The sequence below is a fragment of the Streptococcus sp. A11 genome, from assembly GCF_043674225.1.
In the GTDB taxonomy this organism is placed as follows: Bacteria; Bacillota; Bacilli; order Lactobacillales; family Streptococcaceae; genus Streptococcus; species Streptococcus suis_V.
Genome location: NZ_JBIMJS010000021.1, coordinates 23,743 through 41,963, shown reverse-complemented (window position 1 = coordinate 41,963; position 18,221 = coordinate 23,743). Strand labels below are relative to the sequence as shown.

General features: G+C 43.1%; 19 protein-coding genes. 1 reads left to right on the top strand and 18 read right to left on the bottom strand.

The annotated features are described in order from the left end of the window. From ACHBIF_RS10350 to ACHBIF_RS10340, 3 genes are all read right to left on the bottom strand, one after another. Positions 1-434: transposase (locus ACHBIF_RS10350; RefSeq protein ID WP_394720356.1), on the bottom strand; the 434-nt coding region annotated here is incomplete at its 3' end. Between the two features lie 76 nt (positions 435-510). After that, the gene (locus ACHBIF_RS10345; protein WP_394720354.1) at positions 511-2,679 is read right to left on the bottom strand and encodes a PTS transporter subunit IIBC; all 2,169 of its coding nucleotides are present in this window, start codon (positions 2,677-2,679) and stop codon (positions 511-513) included. Positions 2,680-2,714: 35 nt separating this feature from the next. After that, a complete protein-coding gene (locus ACHBIF_RS10340) occupies positions 2,715-3,506 on the bottom strand; it encodes an endonuclease/exonuclease/phosphatase family protein (RefSeq protein ID WP_172059919.1) in 792 nt (263 codons plus the stop codon). A gap of 196 nt (positions 3,507-3,702) precedes the next feature. Between ACHBIF_RS10340 and ACHBIF_RS10335 the strand changes: the two genes are divergently transcribed. After that, positions 3,703-4,410 carry a UTRA domain-containing protein gene (locus ACHBIF_RS10335; RefSeq protein WP_172062050.1) on the top strand — a complete coding sequence of 236 codons (708 nt, stop codon included), beginning with the start codon at positions 3,703-3,705 and terminating at the stop codon, positions 4,408-4,410. Positions 4,411-4,466: 56 nt separating this feature from the next. Here the strand turns inward: ACHBIF_RS10335 and glgP are convergent, their stop codons facing one another. The 15 genes from glgP to ACHBIF_RS10260 form a co-directional block, all read right to left on the bottom strand. Further along, positions 4,467-6,731, bottom strand: a complete 2,265-nt coding sequence (gene glgP / locus ACHBIF_RS10330) for a glycogen/starch/alpha-glucan family phosphorylase (protein WP_394720351.1) — start codon at positions 6,729-6,731, stop codon at positions 4,467-4,469. Continuing rightward, positions 6,724-8,232 carry a 4-alpha-glucanotransferase gene (gene malQ / locus ACHBIF_RS10325; protein WP_172021714.1) on the bottom strand — a complete coding sequence of 503 codons (1,509 nt, stop codon included), beginning with the start codon at positions 8,230-8,232 and terminating at the stop codon, positions 6,724-6,726. Before malQ ends, glgP begins: the two co-directional genes overlap by 8 nt. Positions 8,233-8,436: 204 nt before the next feature. Then, positions 8,437-10,539 carry an ATP-dependent Clp protease ATP-binding subunit gene (locus tag ACHBIF_RS10320; RefSeq protein WP_394720350.1) on the bottom strand — a complete coding sequence of 701 codons (2,103 nt, stop codon included), beginning with the start codon at positions 10,537-10,539 and terminating at the stop codon, positions 8,437-8,439. Between the two features lie 414 nt (positions 10,540-10,953). Then, positions 10,954-11,364: a peptide deformylase gene (locus ACHBIF_RS10315; protein WP_105111172.1), complete on the bottom strand. Its 411-nt coding sequence runs from the start codon at positions 11,362-11,364 to the stop codon at positions 10,954-10,956. 71 nt (positions 11,365-11,435) lie between these two features. Continuing rightward, positions 11,436-12,164 carry a MerR family transcriptional regulator gene (locus ACHBIF_RS10310; protein ID WP_394720348.1) on the bottom strand — a complete coding sequence of 243 codons (729 nt, stop codon included), beginning with the start codon at positions 12,162-12,164 and terminating at the stop codon, positions 11,436-11,438. Between the two features lie 68 nt (positions 12,165-12,232). Next, positions 12,233-12,931 carry an ion transporter gene (locus ACHBIF_RS10305; protein ID WP_394720346.1) on the bottom strand — a complete coding sequence of 233 codons (699 nt, stop codon included), beginning with the start codon at positions 12,929-12,931 and terminating at the stop codon, positions 12,233-12,235. A gap of 1 nt (position 12,932) precedes the next feature. Next, the gene (locus ACHBIF_RS10300; RefSeq protein ID WP_394720344.1) at positions 12,933-14,021 is read right to left on the bottom strand and encodes a nucleotidyltransferase; all 1,089 of its coding nucleotides are present in this window, start codon (positions 14,019-14,021) and stop codon (positions 12,933-12,935) included. Continuing rightward, positions 14,018-14,764, bottom strand: coding sequence for a class I SAM-dependent DNA methyltransferase (locus ACHBIF_RS10295; RefSeq protein WP_394720342.1), 747 nt, complete (start codon positions 14,762-14,764; stop codon positions 14,018-14,020). Before ACHBIF_RS10295 ends, ACHBIF_RS10300 begins: the two co-directional genes overlap by 4 nt. Before the next feature lie 166 nt (positions 14,765-14,930). Beyond that, positions 14,931-15,290 carry a ribosome silencing factor gene (rsfS, locus tag ACHBIF_RS10290; protein WP_044781673.1) on the bottom strand — a complete coding sequence of 120 codons (360 nt, stop codon included), beginning with the start codon at positions 15,288-15,290 and terminating at the stop codon, positions 14,931-14,933. A 1-nt stretch (position 15,291) separates the two neighbouring features. Next, positions 15,292-15,801: a cysteine hydrolase family protein gene (locus ACHBIF_RS10285; RefSeq protein WP_394720339.1), complete on the bottom strand. Its 510-nt coding sequence runs from the start codon at positions 15,799-15,801 to the stop codon at positions 15,292-15,294. Then, a complete protein-coding gene (locus ACHBIF_RS10280) occupies positions 15,798-16,253 on the bottom strand; it encodes a GNAT family N-acetyltransferase (protein ID WP_394720337.1) in 456 nt (151 codons plus the stop codon). The genes ACHBIF_RS10285 and ACHBIF_RS10280 overlap by 4 nt, the downstream gene beginning before the upstream one ends. Before the next feature lie 2 nt (positions 16,254-16,255). Further along, positions 16,256-16,843, bottom strand: coding sequence for a bis(5'-nucleosyl)-tetraphosphatase (symmetrical) YqeK (gene yqeK / locus ACHBIF_RS10275; RefSeq protein WP_394720335.1), 588 nt, complete (start codon positions 16,841-16,843; stop codon positions 16,256-16,258). Next, positions 16,840-17,472, bottom strand: a complete 633-nt coding sequence (locus ACHBIF_RS10270; protein WP_105209938.1) for a nicotinate-nucleotide adenylyltransferase — start codon at positions 17,470-17,472, stop codon at positions 16,840-16,842. The genes yqeK and ACHBIF_RS10270 overlap by 4 nt, the downstream gene beginning before the upstream one ends. Before the next feature lie 12 nt (positions 17,473-17,484). Further along, the gene (gene yhbY / locus ACHBIF_RS10265; protein WP_004195298.1) at positions 17,485-17,796 is read right to left on the bottom strand and encodes a ribosome assembly RNA-binding protein YhbY; all 312 of its coding nucleotides are present in this window, start codon (positions 17,794-17,796) and stop codon (positions 17,485-17,487) included. A gap of 32 nt (positions 17,797-17,828) precedes the next feature. Continuing rightward, the gene (locus ACHBIF_RS10260; protein ID WP_394720332.1) at positions 17,829-18,218 is read right to left on the bottom strand and encodes a DUF5301 domain-containing protein; all 390 of its coding nucleotides are present in this window, start codon (positions 18,216-18,218) and stop codon (positions 17,829-17,831) included. Positions 18,219-18,221 lie beyond the last annotated feature (3 nt).

Below are 18,221 nucleotides of genomic sequence, written 5' to 3'. Positions count from 1 at the left end.
ACCTCAGTTCGAAGACGTTCATTTTCCTCTTGAAGGCGCTCTAATTCCGTCATCTCTTCCCAGGTTTTCTTGCGTTTACGTCCCATCTTGCTCGGTCTCCCTCTTGGTTTTTCAAGAATAGTATACCCGTTTTTCTTGTATTGTACTATCCAGTTTGGGAGAGTTCCTTGATTGGGTAGAGCATAATCAAGAGCTACTTGATTGAGGGACAGACCCTCAATTAGAACTTTATCAATCATTTCCTGTTTGAGTTCTGGAGGATAATAAGTGTTCTTACCTTTCTTGACAATGTTTATTCCATACCTATCGATCAGTCGAAGCATATATTGGATAATAGATTCTGAAATAGTAAATTGGTTTGACAAGTTCTTGATAGACTGACCACTTTGGCGTAGTTCATAGATTTCGATTTTGTTTTCATAGCTCAATTTCATAAAAATAGCACCCCAAAAGTTAGATTTTTCTCTCTAACTTTTGGGGTGCGGTTCACATGAACTTGTCTTTTACTTTTTACAACTCAACTGTCGCAACTTGACTATCTTTGCTTACTTGTCCAAGATTTTCAAGGCTGACAGATTTGATTTCTGCTGTGTTTGTGAAGGCAACAACGATGGTTGTTTCACGTCCTGCTGAACGGATAGCATCCAAATCTGCCACAAGGAGTAAGTCACCAGCTTCAACACGTTGACCATCTGTTACCTTAGTTGAGAATGGAGCACCGTTTAGTGCAACCGTATCTAGACCGACGTGCACCAAGACTTCTACCCCCTTGTCAGACAAAATACCGACAGCGTGTTTTGTTGGGAAGACACTGGTTACAATACCTGAAACTGGTGCGTAAACATTGCCGGAGCTAGGCTCAACTGCATAACCGTCGCCCATCATTTTTTGTGAGAAGACCGGATCTTTCACTTCTGTGATGGCAATGGCTTGCCCTTCAGCAACAGCATAAACTGCCTCGGCCACACCCTTGAATTGTGCTTCCTCAACTACTGTTTCAGTCGCAACAATTTCCGTACGAGGGATGGCTACGCCAGATTCTAATAAGTCTTGAATGTCTGATTTGAGAACATCTGCTTTTGGTCCGTAGACTGCTTGAACACCTGAGTCTTTGATAATCAAGCCCATAGCACCAGCCTGTTTCCAAGCATTTTCATCTCCAACCTGTGCCACATCTTTGACACTAACGCGAAGACGAGTCATACAAGCATCCACATCTGCGATATTATCACGACCACCAAGCAAGTTGATGATTTGTACCACTTGTGAACTAGCATCCGCAGTATCTACGTTTGAATTTGAAACCACATCTGTTGTTTCTGTATCATAGTTACCATTGCGTCCAGCTGTTGCTAGGTTGAATTTTTGAATCATGAAGTTGGCAATGAAGTACATTGCAACTGCAAAGAGGGCTGTTACCCAGATAAAATTGACAACGTCCATACCAATACCGGCTTTAATCGCCATCGGTGTACGTGTAAGGAATTCGATATTACCAAATGAGTGCATACGCAAATTGACAATATCTGCCATCGCAAAAGCCGCACCTTGTACAAATGCATAGACTACATAGAGTGGCATTGCCGCAAACATGAACATAAACTCAATTGGTTCTGTTACACCTGTCAAAAAGACAGCTGCAGCAGATGAAAGGAACATACCACGATATTTTTTCTTCTTATCCTCATCAACATTGCGGTACATAGCAAGGGTCAAGCCCATGAGAATACCTGAGGAACCAATCATTTGACCTACTTTAAAGCGAGCAGGGGTTACATTGGCAAGAAGGTCATTGTACTGAGTCAAATCACCAGCATCCTTGAGGTTAATCAAGTCTGTAATCCAAGCCAACCAGAGCGGATCTTGACCAAATACTTGTGTACCTGCTTGTGCACCTGTCAAGATGTCATAGGTACCACCAAGTGATGTATAGTTCATTGGAATGGTCAACATGTGGTGCAAACCAAATGGAAGAAGCAAACGTTCCAAGGTACCATAAACAAAAGGTGCAAGAATTGGTGCTGTATCCTGTGAGCTTGCAATCCATTTACCGAAGCTATTGATTCCTGTTTGAACAACTGGCCAAAAGATAGCTAATCCTAGCGCTACAAGAACTGAGCGATAGATAACCACAAATGGTACGAAGCGTTTGCCGTTAAAGAAGGTCAATACATCTGGCAACTTGCGATAGTTGTAATATTTGTTGTAAGCAGTCGCACCAACAAAACCAGCAATAATCCCTACAAAGACACCCATGTTCAAAGCAGGTTGTCCAAGGATATTGACAAAGTAGCCAGATACTGGAATTTCTGTCCCAAAGACTGTGCTAACAGTCGCAGTCGCATCTGCCAACATATCAGTCGTTACACCGAAGAAATGACCTGTAATCAAGTTAATCAAGATAAAAGCAAGACCTGCCGAGAAAGCACCACCAGCCTTTTCCTTAGCCCAGCTACCACCGATTGCCAAAGCAAAGAGCAAGTGAAGGTTTCCGATAATCCCCCAACCGATTTGGGCAATGATATTCCCAATACGAATGAGCAATTCTGATTCAGGACTGATTAGTGGAATCGAGTTTCCGATAGAAACCATCAGACCTGCCGCCGGCATAACGGCGATCACTACCATCAAACATTTACCGAATTTTTGCCAAAATTCGAAACTAAGAAATTTTTTCATATGTTTCTCCTAAATTTTTCTTGGTCAGTTGACCTTTAAATACTAATGTTAACTTCCACACCAAAGTGGTCTGAAATAATGGGAAGATTATCTCCATTGAAAATCACACGACTGGATTGAACCTGTCTTTTCTGATTTAAGAACACATAGTCCAGACGTTTTTCCTGACTATGACCTGCCCACCCATCAATAGCTTTTTCAACGGTGATTCCCCTATCCTTTTTCTCAGCCAAATCATAACTATCATATAAACCTAAGTCCTTGATTGCTTGATAGGCTTGTGGATTTGACAGGGCATCCGTATTGAAATCTCCCATTAGAATTTTCAAACGTCCCGAACTTGTCCGTTTCACAATCGAGCGAATATTCTCCAACTGATTTTCTTCTTTACTGTCAGGAAGATTGATATGACAGGAATACAAATCTATCAACTCATTCCCATATGCCACCGTCAATCCTATAATCTTGCGAGAAAGGATTGATGTCAATTCTTTGTGCTGACTACAGTAGAAGGCATCTACTTCATAGACAGGTAGTTTAGTCAAGAAGGCAATTCCTTCATCATATCTATCGTAACCAATATGGGAATTGGACCAGAAATAAGAATAGTCTGTCACTCCAAGCTCTTTCAGCTTTTCAAGCAAAACCAAACCATAATTGTCTTGGCGTAAGTCTTTGGTCACCAAGGGACTTGTCATTAGCTGATTGACTTCCTGAAGAGCGATCACATCATATTGCTTTTGGGCAATGGTCTGAGCTAAAATATCCAATTTTTCATGCTGGTCATCTTCTAGCCAGGCATGAACATTGACTGTTAGTAATTTCATATCTCTCCTTTCTATTTACTTCGTAAAACCTTTTCAACTTGTAGCCTTATTATAACGTAAACGTTTTCACTTGTCAACACTTTTACGGAATAATTTAAAATGTTTTACGTAAAAGTTTATCTGGACTTAGAATACTGACCTTTGGCATTTTTTATGATATACTAGCGATAAATAGCAAGCTAGGAAGTTCCCCCCAATGAGTAAATACAAGAAAGTCTATGCTGACATCAAGGAAAAAATTGAACAAAATCTCTGGCAGGCCAATCAAGAGATGCCTACAGAGAATGAGCTGATGGAGATTTATTCCTATTCCAAGGACACTATCCGCAAGGCCCTATCTCTATTGGAAATGGACGGCTATATCCAAAAACGTCAAGGGAGAAATTCCGTTATATTGGACCATAACCTCGTTAGAAAACCATTTGTGTCCGAATTGAAGACCGTCAGTGAACTCAACCGCTCTGCCCATCATCAAGTCCAGACTGAATTGACCAACCTCTATATTGTCCAAGGTCAGCCAGAAGTCATGAAAGAATTGGAAGTGGATGAAAAAACGGATCTCTACCGTGTCAGCCGCGTTCGGACTATCGACGGTGAGCGATTAGAGCATGAGATTTCCTACTTTGATCGCAGGATCGTTCCCTATCTCAGCAAGGAAATCGCTGAGAGCTCGATTTATCTGTATCTAGAATCGAACCTGGGCTTAGGAATCTCTCATTCACGTCGGGAAATTTCCTTCCGCTTTGCGACGGAGGAAGAAAAATCCTTGCTTGATCTAGCTGGCTACGACATGGTTGTCTCCGTTACCAGTACCACCTATTTAGCAGACGGCCGTCCCTTCCAGTACGGCACCATTACCTACCGACCAGACAAGGTCACCTTTGTATCTATGGCCAAACGGTAAAAACTAAACATACCAAAAAAGAATGTTCCCACTCGGAAACATTCTTTTGTTTTGGATTATTTACTATGCCAGATGTCTTCGTTGTACTGCTCGATTGTACGGTCAGAAGAGAAGAATCCTGCTTTAGCAATATTGTGAACAACTTTCTTGTTCCATGAATCTTGATCTTCGTAGTCTGCAAAGACTTGCTCTTTGACTTCAATGTATTCAGCCAAGTCAATCAAGGTCATGAACCAGTCTTTAGAAATCAATTCATGGTGCAAGCGACCAAGACGTTCTTCATTACCAAGTGCAAGCACTTCGTCGCTAACGATAAAGTCAACCGCACGTTTGATGTTAGCATCACCATTGTAGTAGTCCGCAGACACGTAGCCAGCCTTGTCGTACAAGTCGATAATGGTATCTGAATCCTTACCAAATGTATAGATATTGTCCATACCAGCCAACTCTGCAATCTCCACGTTGGCACCGTCCATGGTACCAAGGGTCAAGGCACCGTTGAGCATGAACTTCATGTTACCAGTACCTGATGCTTCTTTAGAAGCAAGCGAGATTTGCTCAGAGATGTCAGTCGCAGGGATGAGTTTTTCAGCAACAGTTACGTTATAGTTTTCGACCAAGTGAACGTTGAGGTACTTGCTCACTTCTGGGTCATTGTTGATCAACTCAGACAAGCAGAGAATCAAGTGAATGATGTCTTGGGCAATCACATAAGCTGGAGCTGCCTTACCACCGAAGATAACAGTGATTTTACGTTTCGGAAGGTTACCGTTCTTGATTTCAAGATACTTGTGGATGACATACAAGGCGTTCATTTGTTGGCGTTTGTACTCGTGGAAACGTTTGATTTGCGTATCGATGATAGAGTTTTCGTCCAACTCGATACCCTTGTTATCTTTGAGGTAACGTTTAAGAGCCAATTTGTTGTTGTGTTTGATTTGCGCCAACTTAGCATGAACTTCTTTGTCATCAGCAAAGGCCAACAATTTCTCAAGCTTAGTCGCATCTGTCAAGTATTCATCGCCAATCAATTCCTTGATGTAGTCTGCAAGATCTTGGTTAGCAAATTCCAACCAACGACGGAAGGTGATACCGTTTGTCTTGTTATTGAATTTCTCTGGGTAAAGCTCGTAGAAACCTTTCAACTCAGAGTTTTTCAAAATTTCAGTATGGAGAGCCGCAACCCCGTTGACAGAGTTTGAGAAGTGGATATCCATGTGAGCCATGTGCACACGACCAGACTCGTCGATGATGTGAAGAGCAACATCCGCTACTTCCTTAGCAACCAAGGCATCCAATTCCTTGATGATGTCTACTAAGTGAGGTACTACCTCTTCCAAGAATGACAATGGCCATTTTTCAAGGGCTTCTGCCAAGATAGTGTGGTTGGTGTAACCAGTCATGTTCTTAACGATTGCCACTGCTTCTGCAAATTCTAAGCCGTGTTTTTCAGTCAAAAGACGGATCAATTCTGGAATAACAAGTGAAGGGTGAGTATCGTTGATTTGAACGTAAGCATAGTCTGCCAAGTCACGCACATTTGAACCACGCTCTATCGCTTCATCAATCAAAAGCTGGGCAGCATTTGACACCATGAAATATTGTTGGTAAATGCGGAGCAACTCACCGTTCTTGTCTGAATCATCTGGGTACAAGAAGAGGGTCAAGTTTTCTTGGATAGCCGTCTTGTCAAACGTAATGCCATTTTCAATCAAGCCATAGTTGACAGACTGGATATCAAACAAGTTGAGGTAGTTCTTAGTGTCTTTCTTGTAACCAAGGATATCCAAACGGTCCAACTTAGAAGTCAAGGTGAAGTTTTTGAAGGGTACATCGTAGCTGATTGTCGTTGGAATCAACCAAGAATCATTTTCAATCCAGAAGTTTGGCTCTGCATCTTGTTGGTTGTCCTTGAAGACTTGCTTGAAGAGACCGCAGTGGTAGTTAAGCCCTACACCCTCACCATTGATACCAAGTGTTGACATAGAATCTACAAAGCAAGATGCCAAACGGCCAAGTCCACCGTTACCAAGTGATGGTTCTGGTTCAACGTCTTCAACCTGTGCCAAGGACTTGCCAGCTGCTGCTAATTCTGCCTGAATGTCTTTGTAGACACCCAAGTTGATCAGGTTGTTTGACAAGAGTTTACCAATAAGGAACTCTGCTGAGATATAGTAAACCTTGCGTTTACCTGTGTTTTTTGGCATATCTGCCGCTGATAGTTTGACATAGTTGAGCAACTGAAGATAGATTTCTTCGTTTGTCATGTCGGCTAATTTCTTATTGGCTTTGCTTTCTGCAAATGTAGTAAAGTTATTCATGATTTTTATTTCCTCGTTGATATAGTGTAGTCATTTTGACTAAGAAGTCTGTGCGGTCCTGGGTTAAATCTTCGGCTTTCATCCGCCATTCCCAGTTGCCTCCAACAGTTGAAGGCATGTTCATACGGCTGTCTTCACCCAAGTCCAGAACATCTTGCATGGTCGCAATAGCTGTATCGCTGACAGTTGCAAACAGTGTTCGAAGCATGGCTTGAGTAACTGGCTCAATCGGTTTTCTGTTGGTATAGGCATCTACAAATTCCTGTTGTTCAGGCTCTAGATTGTTATACCAGCCATTAACCACCTCATTATCATGGGTACCTGTATAGGCGATTGAGTTTGGCACACAACGGTGTGGGATGTCGATGCTCTGTCCAGTCACATCGAAGAAGCCAAATTCTAGGATTTTCATACCTGGGTAGCCGCAATCTGCCAGAAGTTTACGTGCCTTAGCATCGATATTTCCAAGGTCCTCTGCAATAATCGGCAGGTCCCCTAGGGCTTCTTTAACTGCCTTGAAAAGATTGTAGCCTGGTCCTGGCTCCCATGTGCCAACCTTGGCAACTTTAGCATCTCCAGCTACCTGCCAGTAGTCAGAAAAGCCTTTGAAGTGGTCAATTCTCAAGACATCGTAGATCTTGAAGCTCTCGTGAATACGGTAAATCCACCAGTTGTAGCCAGTCTTTTCATGTTGCTCCCAATCATAAAGTGGGTTACCCCAGAGCTGACCGTCCGCAGAGAAATTATCCGCTGGTACGCCTGCCACATAAAGTGGCTTGCGTTCGCTATCAAGCTTGAAGAGCTGTGGCTTGGTCCAAACTTCCACACTATCTGCCGATACGTAAATGGGCATATCTCCAATAATCTTGATGTGGTTTTTGTTGGCGTAGTCCTTCAACTGCTTCCACTGGCTAAAGAAGAAGTATTGAGTGACTTTGAAGTAGTCGATTTGATCTGCTAACTCTAAACGATACTTGGCCAAGGCTTCTTCGTTTCTGGCAACAACTTTCTTGTCATCCCATTCTTGTAGGGCCTTGTTGCCAAAATGTTCTTTAATTGCCATGAACTCTGCATAGTCATTTAGCCATGATGAATTAGCTTTTTCAAACTCTTGAAAGGCTACTTTACGCTTGTCATCAGTCAAGAAATTTTTAACAGCTCTTTCCAAGATTGGACGACGTGCTTCGTAAATCAAAGCGTAGTCCACTTTTTCTGGATTGTCCCCAAAGTTCACATCTTGGTAATCAAAGTTGGCCAATAAATCTTCTTCTGCCAATAAATCAAAATCAATTAGGTGGGTATTTCCAGCAATAGCTGAAAATGATTGGTAGGGAGAATCCCCATAACTGGTCGTTGTGAGAGGAAGAAGCTGCCAGTAGGTCTGCTTGGTTTCAACCAAGAAATCAACAAAATCATAGGCAGGCTTTCCAAAAGTACCGATACCAAACTTACCTGGAAGTGAGGTAATATGCATTAAAATTCCACTGGTACGATTCGCCATAAAAACGTTTTCCTTTCTTTCAAGTACAATCATAGTTTAACGCAAACGTTTGCACTTGTCAAGGAATTATACAAGATTTTTGAAAAACTTTTCCGTAAAACCGCTCGAAAGCTGTCAATATGAGCTTTTTTAGACACTAGTTAATACCTTTCAAAAAGAAAATCCGAGAATTTCTTCTCAGATTTTCTATATTATCTTATTTTTTTATGAAAAGGTTTGCTCTTCAATTTTGATTTCATTGTCAGCCACATCCGCGAGTAAGTTGGTCACATTTGTATGGTCCAAATAGAAGTCTGTCACCTTATCACGAATTTGATTTTCAATCACTCGACGAAGTGGACGAGCACCCATGGCCTTGTCATAGCCTGCTTCCATCAACAACTCTTTTGTTGCCTCAGTCACTTCTAAGTGAATACCTTTTTTAGCAAGTGTTTTATTGACCTGAGCCAGCATCAATTCTACGATAGCTTTGAGATCTTCTTTATCCAAATGCTTGAACTCGATAACTGCATTGAATCGATTGAGAAACTCTGGGCGGAAGAATGGAGCAATGCGGTCCATGATGTCTAGCTCTTCTTCTTGATCTTCTTCCACACCATAACCAAAACCTGCATTAGATGTAGCGATGATAATGGTATTTTTAAAGTTGACCTGATTGCCCTGTCCATCAGTCAAATGCCCGTCATCTAGCACTTGCAAGAGAAGGGTAATCACTTGTGGATCTGCTTTTTCAATCTCATCCAAGAGCACGATGGAGTACGGATTGCGGCGCACACGCTCGGTCAAGGTATGGGAATTATCATCGTAGCCCACATAACCAGCTGTGGTACCGATTAATTTGGAAACGGCTGTCCGATCGCTGTATTCAGACATATCCAAACGAATAATGGCATCCTTATTACCAAACAAGTCTAGCGCTAACTGTTTTGCCAACTCTGTCTTACCCACACCTGTCGGACCAACAAATAGGAAGGAACCAATCGGACGGTTTCCGTCATCAAAACCTGCTCGGTTACGACGAATGGCACGGGATACAGCTTCCACCGCATCGTCTTGACCGATAACGTTTGCTGCCAGACGATTTTTCAATTCCTTGAGTCGTTCAATATCAGAAGCTCCCATTTGCGAGACTGGAATTCCTGTCATCCGCTCAACTGCCTGAGCCACATCATTGACGGTCGCCACCACTTTCTGTTGCTCCGTATGATTATCAATCTGTTTTTGTAGCTTATCAATACGGACTTTTTCATTCAAGGCTTTTTCATAATCCTCTTTTTCAGCTGCTTCCAACTGCAACTGTTTTGCCTCAGCCATTTCTGCTTCCAAGGTCTGAATATCTGTCACAGGATGTTGTGCAGCCAAGTGTGCAGCAGTCACATCGACTAGGTCAATGGCCTTATCAGGCAAGCTGCGCTGTGGAATATATTGGACAGAATAATCTACTGCAGCTCTCAAAACCTCATCTGGCAATTCAATATTGTGGTGGGCTTCATAAAGCGGCTTGATTCCTTTCAAAATCTGGTAGGTGTCTTCTGCGGACGGAGCATTGACCTTGACTTCATTGAAACGACGAGCCAAAGCAGCGTTTTTGTGAATGGTATTGCGGTATTCGTCCTGTGTAGTGGCACCGATAACCGTCAATTCCCCACGGGATAAAGCTGGTTTGAGAATATCCGCTAAGCCCTTGGAACCTGAGTCTCCGCCAGTGCTACCAGCTCCCAAAATCTGATGAATTTCATCAAAGAAAAGAATGATATTTCCTGCTTTTTTGACTTCATCCACAAGATTCTGCACATTTTCCTCAAATGCTCCACGATACTGAGTCCCAGCTTCCAAGCCTGAAATGTCGATGGAGATAATTTCCTTGTTCTTAATGGCTGCTGGCACATCTCCGTTGACAATGGCTTGAGCCAAGCCTTCTACTACCGCAGTTTTACCAACACCAGCATCACCGACCAAAACAGGATTATTCTTAGTCCGACGAGCTAGGATTTCAGAAGTTTCTTGAATTTCCTTGTTGCGTCCAATGACTGGATCCAGTTTCCCATCACGCGCATCTTGGGTCAAATTGCGACCAAGTTTTGCAAGAATCCCATCTGACTTTATCTGACCTTTAGCCTGTGTTTGAGCCACTTCTTCTGTCTGTGGCAGGTGACCAGTCTGACGGTACATAGCAAATTCCTCTGGTGTCACTTCACGCCCATTGATAGAATAACGTCTACGTTCTGTGCTGTAGCCACCCATGTTTCCCATGAGTTGATTGAAAATATCGTCCATATTGTTAAAGTTATTGAAATTGTTGTTCATAGTTTTTACCTCGTTTATAAATTCTATTGTTTTTGACGTTTACTGACCTTTGTTGTATAAAAATAATAGCTAGTAGGGTATAATCCTGTCTTTCATATAACCTCCTTAGAAGTTTGTCTTTTACTGACCAAAAGGATTTTAGACAAAGTCACAACTAGATTGACCTTAACTGACCTTTTGACTAAAGAATATGCAAGGCTTATTTACCTTACATTCACTATTCTACACCATTGGTCAGTAAAAGTCAATAGTTTTGTTTGACCTTTTTTGACTTTTTATTGTCGAATGAATTATCTTTCAGACAAGGAACTGAAGCGCAGGCTATACTAAAGTATGGCAAGGCGAAAGTGACGATGTATCAAAGTTAATTCAAATGACTTTAAAAAAATCTACCTGACGGTAGATTTGGTAGCACTAGATGATAATCCCTTCCAAATGATCCAGCTCATGCTGAACAATCTGGGCTTGGAAGTCTGTTAGCTTTAGGCTCTGCTTTTTCCATGAAGCATCAAAAAACTCCACTTCAATTTCCTGATAGCGTGTCGTCGGGCGAGTACCTGTTAGCGACATGCAGCCCTCTTCTGTCTGATAGGGCTTGGCCTTGCTGATGAGGACGGGATTGTACATGACCAGGTTGGTGAAACCCATGTTGACGATGATAATCCGCTTTTTGATACCAATCATATTAGCCGCCATGCCCACGCAGGCGTGAGCGTTGGCTACCAAAGTGTCCTGCAAATCCTGACCGACTTGTAGATCCGCTTGAGTCGCAGGCTCAGACTTTTGTTGCAGGAAGAAAATATCTTTCATAATAGGTTGAATCATGGGGTGGCTCCTTACATTCTAGCTTCATCTAGTATACCAAAAAAGCCTAGTTCTCACTAGACTTTACTTATTTATTCTTTACAATAAACTGCTATTGCCTGACTAACAAAGGTTGCTGTTCCTAGTCCACCTGCTCGGTCGATATTGGCTGAAAATCGCTCGTCTTCAACATACATAAGACCTAGATTTTGTAAGATTTCCTTGGTACAGGTGTAGAAATTTTCCGTGATATAGGCCTGCAAGTTGGCTACCTGAGCCTGCACATCTGGATGACTGACTTCTAAGCTCTGCATTTTTCCAAAAACTTTAAAAATAGCCTGCATCTCTTGGGCAAACACCCGGTCCTTACTTGCATCGTATTTCTCTTCAAATTCCGCAAAGGCTGAGGTATTCCCCCAACGCTCCTTGGCCTCCGCCTTGTAGGCTTCTAGTTGACTGCTGTCAAATGCGTGAAAATCCATGACTTCTCCTCCTTTTTCTGTGAGCAATCTGGCGTGATTGATGATGCGATCCAGCCGTTCCCTTTTGAGCTCTAAAAGGGTAATATGGTCCCGCAAGACCTGCTGACGACTGACTTCCGTCACGTCCAGAAGCTGCTGAATGTCTTTGAGAGGAAAATCCAACTCACGAAACAATAGAATTTCTTGCAGACGAGCCAAATTCTCCTGATTATAGTAGCGATAACCATTTTCAGCCACAAATGCTGGTTTGAGCAAACCAATCTGGTCATAGTGGTGCAAGGTCCGCACCGTCAATCCTGTCAACCGACTGACCTGCTTAACTGTCCAATTTTCATTCATAAAAATTTCCTCTCTATGCCCAGTATAAGGGATAACGTAAGGTGAGAGTCAAGAGAAATATGATTTTTTTACCCCTTCTTTGTAATTTCATTCATATAGCCAGCCGTAATTATCCCCGCAGGTAGAGCAACAATCGCAATTCCAATTATGGAAGAAAACATTGTAATGATTTTCCCTAGCATTGTTGTTGCAAATATATCACCATAGCCAACTGTAGTTAATGATATGGTCGCCCAATAAATTGCATCAAAAAATGTTTCAAAAGTATCAGGCTCAACCGAAAAAATCAATAAAGCAGTAAAGAAAATATAACCAACAGCCAGGCTTGCTACTAGCAATAATGACTCTTTTTGATTTTGCAAAACGTTCGTCAAAATCTGAATGTTTTTTGAATAGCGGATAACTTTGAAAACTCGAAGTACTCGCCCCATCCGTACAATTTTCAATAATCGAAGACTGTTATTAAAGTATAAAAAAGTCGGTAAAATGGACAATAAGTCCACTATTGCTAATAAGCTAAATGGATAGAACAGAAATGATAGTTTTCCTTTTTGCAATTTGAAATCAGCTGTTAGCATTCTAAAAAGATAATCCAAGCAAAAAATAGCAGTCGAAATATAATCCATTAACAAATGAAAAGGATTCGTATGCTTAGACATCAAAGGAATCAAACTAACCACTATTGCAAATAACATTATTAAGTTATAGCAACGTGACAATAAACTATCGTTATCATTTTCTAGAATACAAAATAATTTTTCCCTCATCTCACTCCACCCTCACCGGCACGCGCCCATAGGTCTGCTCTGCTATTGCGTTAGCGCCCAGTTGATAGACCGCATCCGCCTGCTGGGTCATGCTGTCCCAGGGCTCTTTGCCGATCCGCGTCACCAAGTCCACCCGCTCCTTGACCGTCTTGAGATAGGCCTGGCCTCGAGCCGAAAAGCCTAGGATATGAATCGCTTCTGGCAAGGAAGTTTCCACCGCATTGACCAAGATGTAGGTCAGCACCCGCCGCACCCGCGCCTTAGTGTAGCGCTTGGTCGCAACAGCATCCACTAACTCCTCCACGGTCGCTGCGCTCCCAATGGCAGAGCGGATACGACTGGCTAGTTCTTCGTTGACCTGAAAGACCTGACTGAGATCTCGGTGGGTCGCAATCTGGTAGCGGAGCAGGGGAAAATAATTTCTCCAGCTTACCTTGGTCGCCTCTTCAAAAAGACTAGCAGACGGCAAAAAGTCACGCACCAAGTCCAACTGGTCAGCACCCTTTCGGATAGCCGTCGCCGAGGCGTAGGTCGTTTCCACCTCTTCCGAGTGAAAACCAGCCCCCTGCCGCTGAACTGGACCGAGCTGAATGCCTGTTCCAGCTACCGCCTTAGCGTAAGCTAAGGCCAGAATATGATTGGGCGTATCACCTGTGAAGGTCAGCCCAGCAAACTCCTGCCACATGGCCTGGGTCTTCTGCGGATAAGAGAGATTGTCTGGCAAGTTTTTCACAAAATTTTCCATCTCTTCCGACTTATCCATATAGATATCTGCGATTTTCTGGTAATCCAGCATTTCTTCCGTACCGAAAACCAGTTTTACCACACCTAGCCTGTGTAGAATGCTGATTGCTCCCTTGGCAAAATGGTCAGCCGACTGGACCGACACTAAAAAGGGCATCTCAACAACAAGATCTGCCCCGTGTTCCAAAGCCATCTGAGCCCGTGTCCACTTATCCACAATGGCTGGCTCACCCCGTTGCATAAAATTGCCAGACATAACCACGATTTTCAAGCCTTCCGCCTGTTCCAGCAGGTATTTATGCCCTGTATGAAAGGGATTATATTCAGCAATAATCCCTGAAATCATGCCTTGACCGCCTTGAAAAACCAACGCTGGCTAGTTTCTGTCGGAGCTTGATCTTCAAAATCCGCAAAGACTTCCACAGATGCAAAACCAGCTTGTTTCAACAAGTCTACGTAGGTTTCAATCGGATAGGTCCGCTCTTCATGAACTTCATCCCGACGAATAAACCGCTCCTCTTGACTGTCCTCATCTTTAACAAAGAAGGTCAATTCGTGAACAATGGAATGCTCATGCTCCCCTTCATAGGTGTCCCAGACAAAGGCAAAATCCTCGTAGTTTTCATGGTAGCTATAGCCTGCAAACACTTCCTCCATTTGATAGATGGAGTGAACGTCAAAAAGGAAAGTACCACCTTGATTGAGAACAGAGTGAACTCCTTCAAAGACCCGCAAAACAGCTTCTTGGTCCGCCATATAGCACAGACTGTCCGAGTAACAGGTCACCGCATCGAAATCTCCAACACCTTCCAGAGCCATCATATCTGCTTGGGACAACTCCATCATGACACCCGCAGCTTCTGCTTTTTTCTGGGCTAATTCCAACATTTCATAGGACAGGTCAAGCCCTGTCACTTCAAAGCCCTTTTGAGCAAAACGTACAGCCTGAATCCCTGTCCCACAGGCCAATTCTAAAATTGTCTTGGTGTCTTGTGGCAAGTTCCGCAAGCTAAAATCTGTCCATTTATCATACAAGCTGTCATCCATGATTTCATCATAGACCGCCGCAAAGGTTTCATAAGTCGCCATATTTCCCCATTTTTCCTTTCATAAAAAAGCAGCCAATCGACTGCTTCATTAACTCATGCTGTGTTCAAGAAGTTCATCACTTCTAATTACATAATAGTGAACTCTCTTTGGTCACTTTCGAGTTTTAAGGTGACCAGCTGAAACAGTCTATCCCCAGACTGTTTCACTATTCCACTTCTAAAAAGTCTGCGACTTCCAAGAAGCTGCCTTCGTGCCATAATTTTTCAAGGTTGTAGAGGTCACGCATTTCTTCTGAGAAGATGTGAACGACAACGCCTCCAAGGTCCAAAAGAACCCAGCCACCGTTACTATCGCCTTCTACACGGCTACCCTTGATTCCAACTTCCGCTACCTTTTCACGGATGTTTTCCGCAATAGCCTCCAACTGGCGACTGTTCATGGAGCTGGCAATCACAAAGTAGTCTGTCAGGCTGGTTACACCCTGAACATCAATTACAACTAGGTCCTCAGCTCGCTTGTCATCAGCAGCCTGAACCACAACTTTTACTAAATCTAGTTCTTTCATCTTATCCTCTAATTATATTTTCTAATTTATCCACCTGGGCAAAATTCCATGACCAGATGTTTTGGTAGTGGTCAATCAAGTCTTTGGCATCCAATTTGCCTGAATAACCTGTCGTCGTTCCGTCCTGAAGCACAGCTACCTTGTAGCCTAGTTCATAAGCTACTTTAATCGTCGTATCAATGCAAAAATTGGTCGCCATGCCCATGATGATGAGCTGCTCCATTCCCTTTTCCTGCAAATAAGCATGAAGCCCCGTTTCCTTGAAGGCACTGTTAAAGGTCTTATCGAAAATCTTCTCACTAGCTAAGGGTGCAACAGTTGAGTGAATCTCCCAGTCAGCAGTCCCCTTGACCAATTCCTGATCATGATGGCGGACATGGATGACCTCTAGCCCCGCTTGACGAGCTTTTGTGATGCTATCTTGCCAGAGGGCTAATCGCTCTTCAATGGCATAAGGTTTTTCCTCCACTAGAAGGGTTTGAATGTCAATGACTAACAATGCAGATTTCATAGCTTAACACCAGGCGTTTCCAAACGAAAGACCAATTCCCTTTCTTCTTCAAGCTCCAGAACAAAGCCTTTTTTCTCCAAGAGTCTTGCCATCTTTTGGTTGCCCTTGACATAGGCGGCTATCAGATGATTGCAGACAGGATGTGATTGAGCCATTGCTATTACAACCTCCAAAGCCGCCTGACCATAGCCCTTCCCCTGAAATTCTTGACCAATCATAAACCGCCAGAGCATATACTGCTGGATGTCCTCATCAATGTCAATCAGGGCAAAACCGACCACCTGTTCATCTGCCCAGATGGCATAGGGGAAGACATCGCCATTATCTCTATATAACCAGGCATCTGCCAAGGAACGCACGTTTGGAGCCACGAAGCCCTTGTCCTCCTCGGCTACTGTCAAGTCCAAGACTGCTTGATAGGAGCTTTCATCCACAGGTTTTAATACAATCATCCCTACTCCTTCAAATACGCAGCATAGCCATTATAGGTTTCCAAGGTTTGTGGATAAATGGGAATTCCCTTCTTGGCTAAGTAAGAAATGGTTTGGGCAGTTTCATAGGCTACTGCCTTGTCCAAGGACTCTTTTGCGATACGACGCGCCTCGTCCACCCCAGGAAAATCCCGATTGGGTTCGATGTAGTCCGCCACATAGAGAACCTTGTCCAGCAAGGTCATCTGTCCAGCACCAATGGTGTGGCGTTGAATGGCTTGGAAAATTTCCTCATCTTCCAAACCAAAATCTTCTGCGATCTTATAGGCGCCAACTACACCGTGCCAGATGTTATTATCCCAGTTGAGCAGGTCCCTGTCCAAATTATACTTGGCAATCAAGTCCAAAAAAACTTGGTCTTCCACTTCCTTAGCATAGTCATGCAAGAGTGCTGCTAGACTGGCTTTTTTCGGATCACAGCCATATTGGTCTGCCAATGCAAGCGCCGCCTGCTCCACACCCAAGACATGTTGGAAGCGCGCTGGCTTCATGGCTACACGGATTTTTTCCAAAAGAGCCTGACGGTCAAAGGTCAAATCTGCTGCAATCATTGGTAAAGTCCCTTTTCTTCGATATAGTCCAGAACTTCATGAGGCACCATAAAATTCGGCACTCGTCCTTGCTTGATAAAACTACGCACCATGCTGGAGGAAATGTCCATCAAGGGTACATCTACCCAGATAACCGGATAGGAAGTTCCTGCCTTGTAACGAGGACGCTGGACACCAACAAACTGCACCATCTGGACCAATTCATCAATCCTGTGCCATTTTGGAAGGTAGTCTACCATATCTGCACCGATGATAAAATAATAATCCGTATCAGGATTTTTTTCCTTCAGCAATTTCATGGTGTCGTAGGTATAGCTGACACCACGGCGTTCCAGTTCAATGGTTTCGATCCCCAAGCCCTCAATCCCAGCAATAGCCATCTTGAGCATGGAATAGCGATGGTATTCGTCAATGGTTTCTTTTTTATCCACATGAGGCGGAATGAATTCTGGCATGAGCAAGACTTCATCCAGCTTCAACTGTTGACGGACCTGGTCTGCCACAATCAAATGAGCATTGTGGACAGGGTTAAAATTCCCTCCCAGAATCCCCACTTGTTTGCGATTGGTTTCTTTCTTTTCAACCTCTAATTCAACCTTGGTAAAGGGTGTTAAGAGTTCAATAGCCATAGGCTCTCCTTCTTAGATTTCTTTGACCTGTTTGGAAATTTTACGGTTCTCTTTCTTGCTAGATTGTTTAAATAAAATCAAGATGCGACCGATTTTTTGAACCGTGTCCACACCGATTTCTTCTTCCAAGATTTCAGCTACCTCATGGATGTTTTCATCCGTATTTTGTAGCAAGGTCACCTTGATCAATTCACGCGCATCTAGCGCCTGACGAACACTGGTTTTAATCTGGTCATTTAGACCATTTTTCCCAATCTGAATGATGGGTTTAAGACTGTGTGCCTGACTGTTCAAAAAGGCACGTTGTTTTGAAGTTAATGACATAATTTCTCTTTTCTTTATTAAACGAATCAGATCTAGTCTGCTAACATTTTCTGAATCACTTGAGGAGGCTCTTTCAGCTTGTAGATACCAGTGTAGGGAAACTCCAGATAGCTTTGTAGTATTCCCTCATAGGCAAATGCTGTAGTTTCACCTTCTGCCATGACAAAGTCAATCCGCACATGGGGTGAAACCAACGGTGCATCGTGAACACTATCTTGATGGGTCTTTTTTGCATTTCCAAGTTCTGCCAAAAAAGTTGCTATCTCTTCTGATTGGTCGATTGTGACAACTACTTGACCTTGGACCAAACGAATTTCCCGGACCTCACTGGCTTTGGGAAGATTTGGTTCTTCCCCTGGCCAAAACCAATAGGCCAGAACACACAAACCAACAATGGCCAGCATACCAACTACTTTTTTCATAAG

Excerpts from the sequence above, each read along its gene's own strand:
- ACHBIF_RS10345 (WP_394720354.1), bottom strand. The coding sequence starts at position 2,679 with ATGAAAAAATTTCTTAGTTTCGAATTTTGGCAAAAATTCGGTAAATGT.
- ACHBIF_RS10340 (WP_172059919.1), bottom strand. The coding sequence starts at position 3,506 with ATGAAATTACTAACAGTCAATGTTCATGCCTGGCTAGAAGATGACCAG.
- ACHBIF_RS10335 (WP_172062050.1), top strand. The coding sequence starts at position 3,703 with ATGAGTAAATACAAGAAAGTCTATGCTGACATCAAGGAAAAAATTGAA.
- glgP (WP_394720351.1), bottom strand. The coding sequence starts at position 6,731 with ATGAATAACTTTACTACATTTGCAGAAAGCAAAGCCAATAAGAAATTA.
- malQ (WP_172021714.1), bottom strand. The coding sequence starts at position 8,232 with ATGGCGAATCGTACCAGTGGAATTTTAATGCATATTACCTCACTTCCA.
- ACHBIF_RS10320 (WP_394720350.1), bottom strand. The coding sequence starts at position 10,539 with ATGAACAACAATTTCAATAACTTTAACAATATGGACGATATTTTCAAT.
- ACHBIF_RS10315 (WP_105111172.1), bottom strand. The coding sequence starts at position 11,364 with ATGATTCAACCTATTATGAAAGATATTTTCTTCCTGCAACAAAAGTCT.
- ACHBIF_RS10310 (WP_394720348.1), bottom strand. The coding sequence starts at position 12,164 with ATGAATGAAAATTGGACAGTTAAGCAGGTCAGTCGGTTGACAGGATTG.
- ACHBIF_RS10305 (WP_394720346.1), bottom strand. The coding sequence starts at position 12,931 with ATGAGGGAAAAATTATTTTGTATTCTAGAAAATGATAACGATAGTTTA.
- ACHBIF_RS10300 (WP_394720344.1), bottom strand. The coding sequence starts at position 14,021 with ATGATTTCAGGGATTATTGCTGAATATAATCCCTTTCATACAGGGCAT.
- ACHBIF_RS10295 (WP_394720342.1), bottom strand. The coding sequence starts at position 14,764 with ATGGCGACTTATGAAACCTTTGCGGCGGTCTATGATGAAATCATGGAT.
- rsfS (WP_044781673.1), bottom strand. The coding sequence starts at position 15,290 with ATGAAAGAACTAGATTTAGTAAAAGTTGTGGTTCAGGCTGCTGATGAC.
- ACHBIF_RS10285 (WP_394720339.1), bottom strand. The coding sequence starts at position 15,801 with ATGAAATCTGCATTGTTAGTCATTGACATTCAAACCCTTCTAGTGGAG.
- ACHBIF_RS10280 (WP_394720337.1), bottom strand. The coding sequence starts at position 16,253 with ATGATTGTATTAAAACCTGTGGATGAAAGCTCCTATCAAGCAGTCTTG.
- yqeK (WP_394720335.1), bottom strand. The coding sequence starts at position 16,843 with ATGATTGCAGCAGATTTGACCTTTGACCGTCAGGCTCTTTTGGAAAAA.
- ACHBIF_RS10270 (WP_105209938.1), bottom strand. The coding sequence starts at position 17,472 with ATGGCTATTGAACTCTTAACACCCTTTACCAAGGTTGAATTAGAGGTT.
- yhbY (WP_004195298.1), bottom strand. The coding sequence starts at position 17,796 with ATGTCATTAACTTCAAAACAACGTGCCTTTTTGAACAGTCAGGCACAC.
- ACHBIF_RS10260 (WP_394720332.1), bottom strand. The coding sequence starts at position 18,218 with ATGAAAAAAGTAGTTGGTATGCTGGCCATTGTTGGTTTGTGTGTTCTG.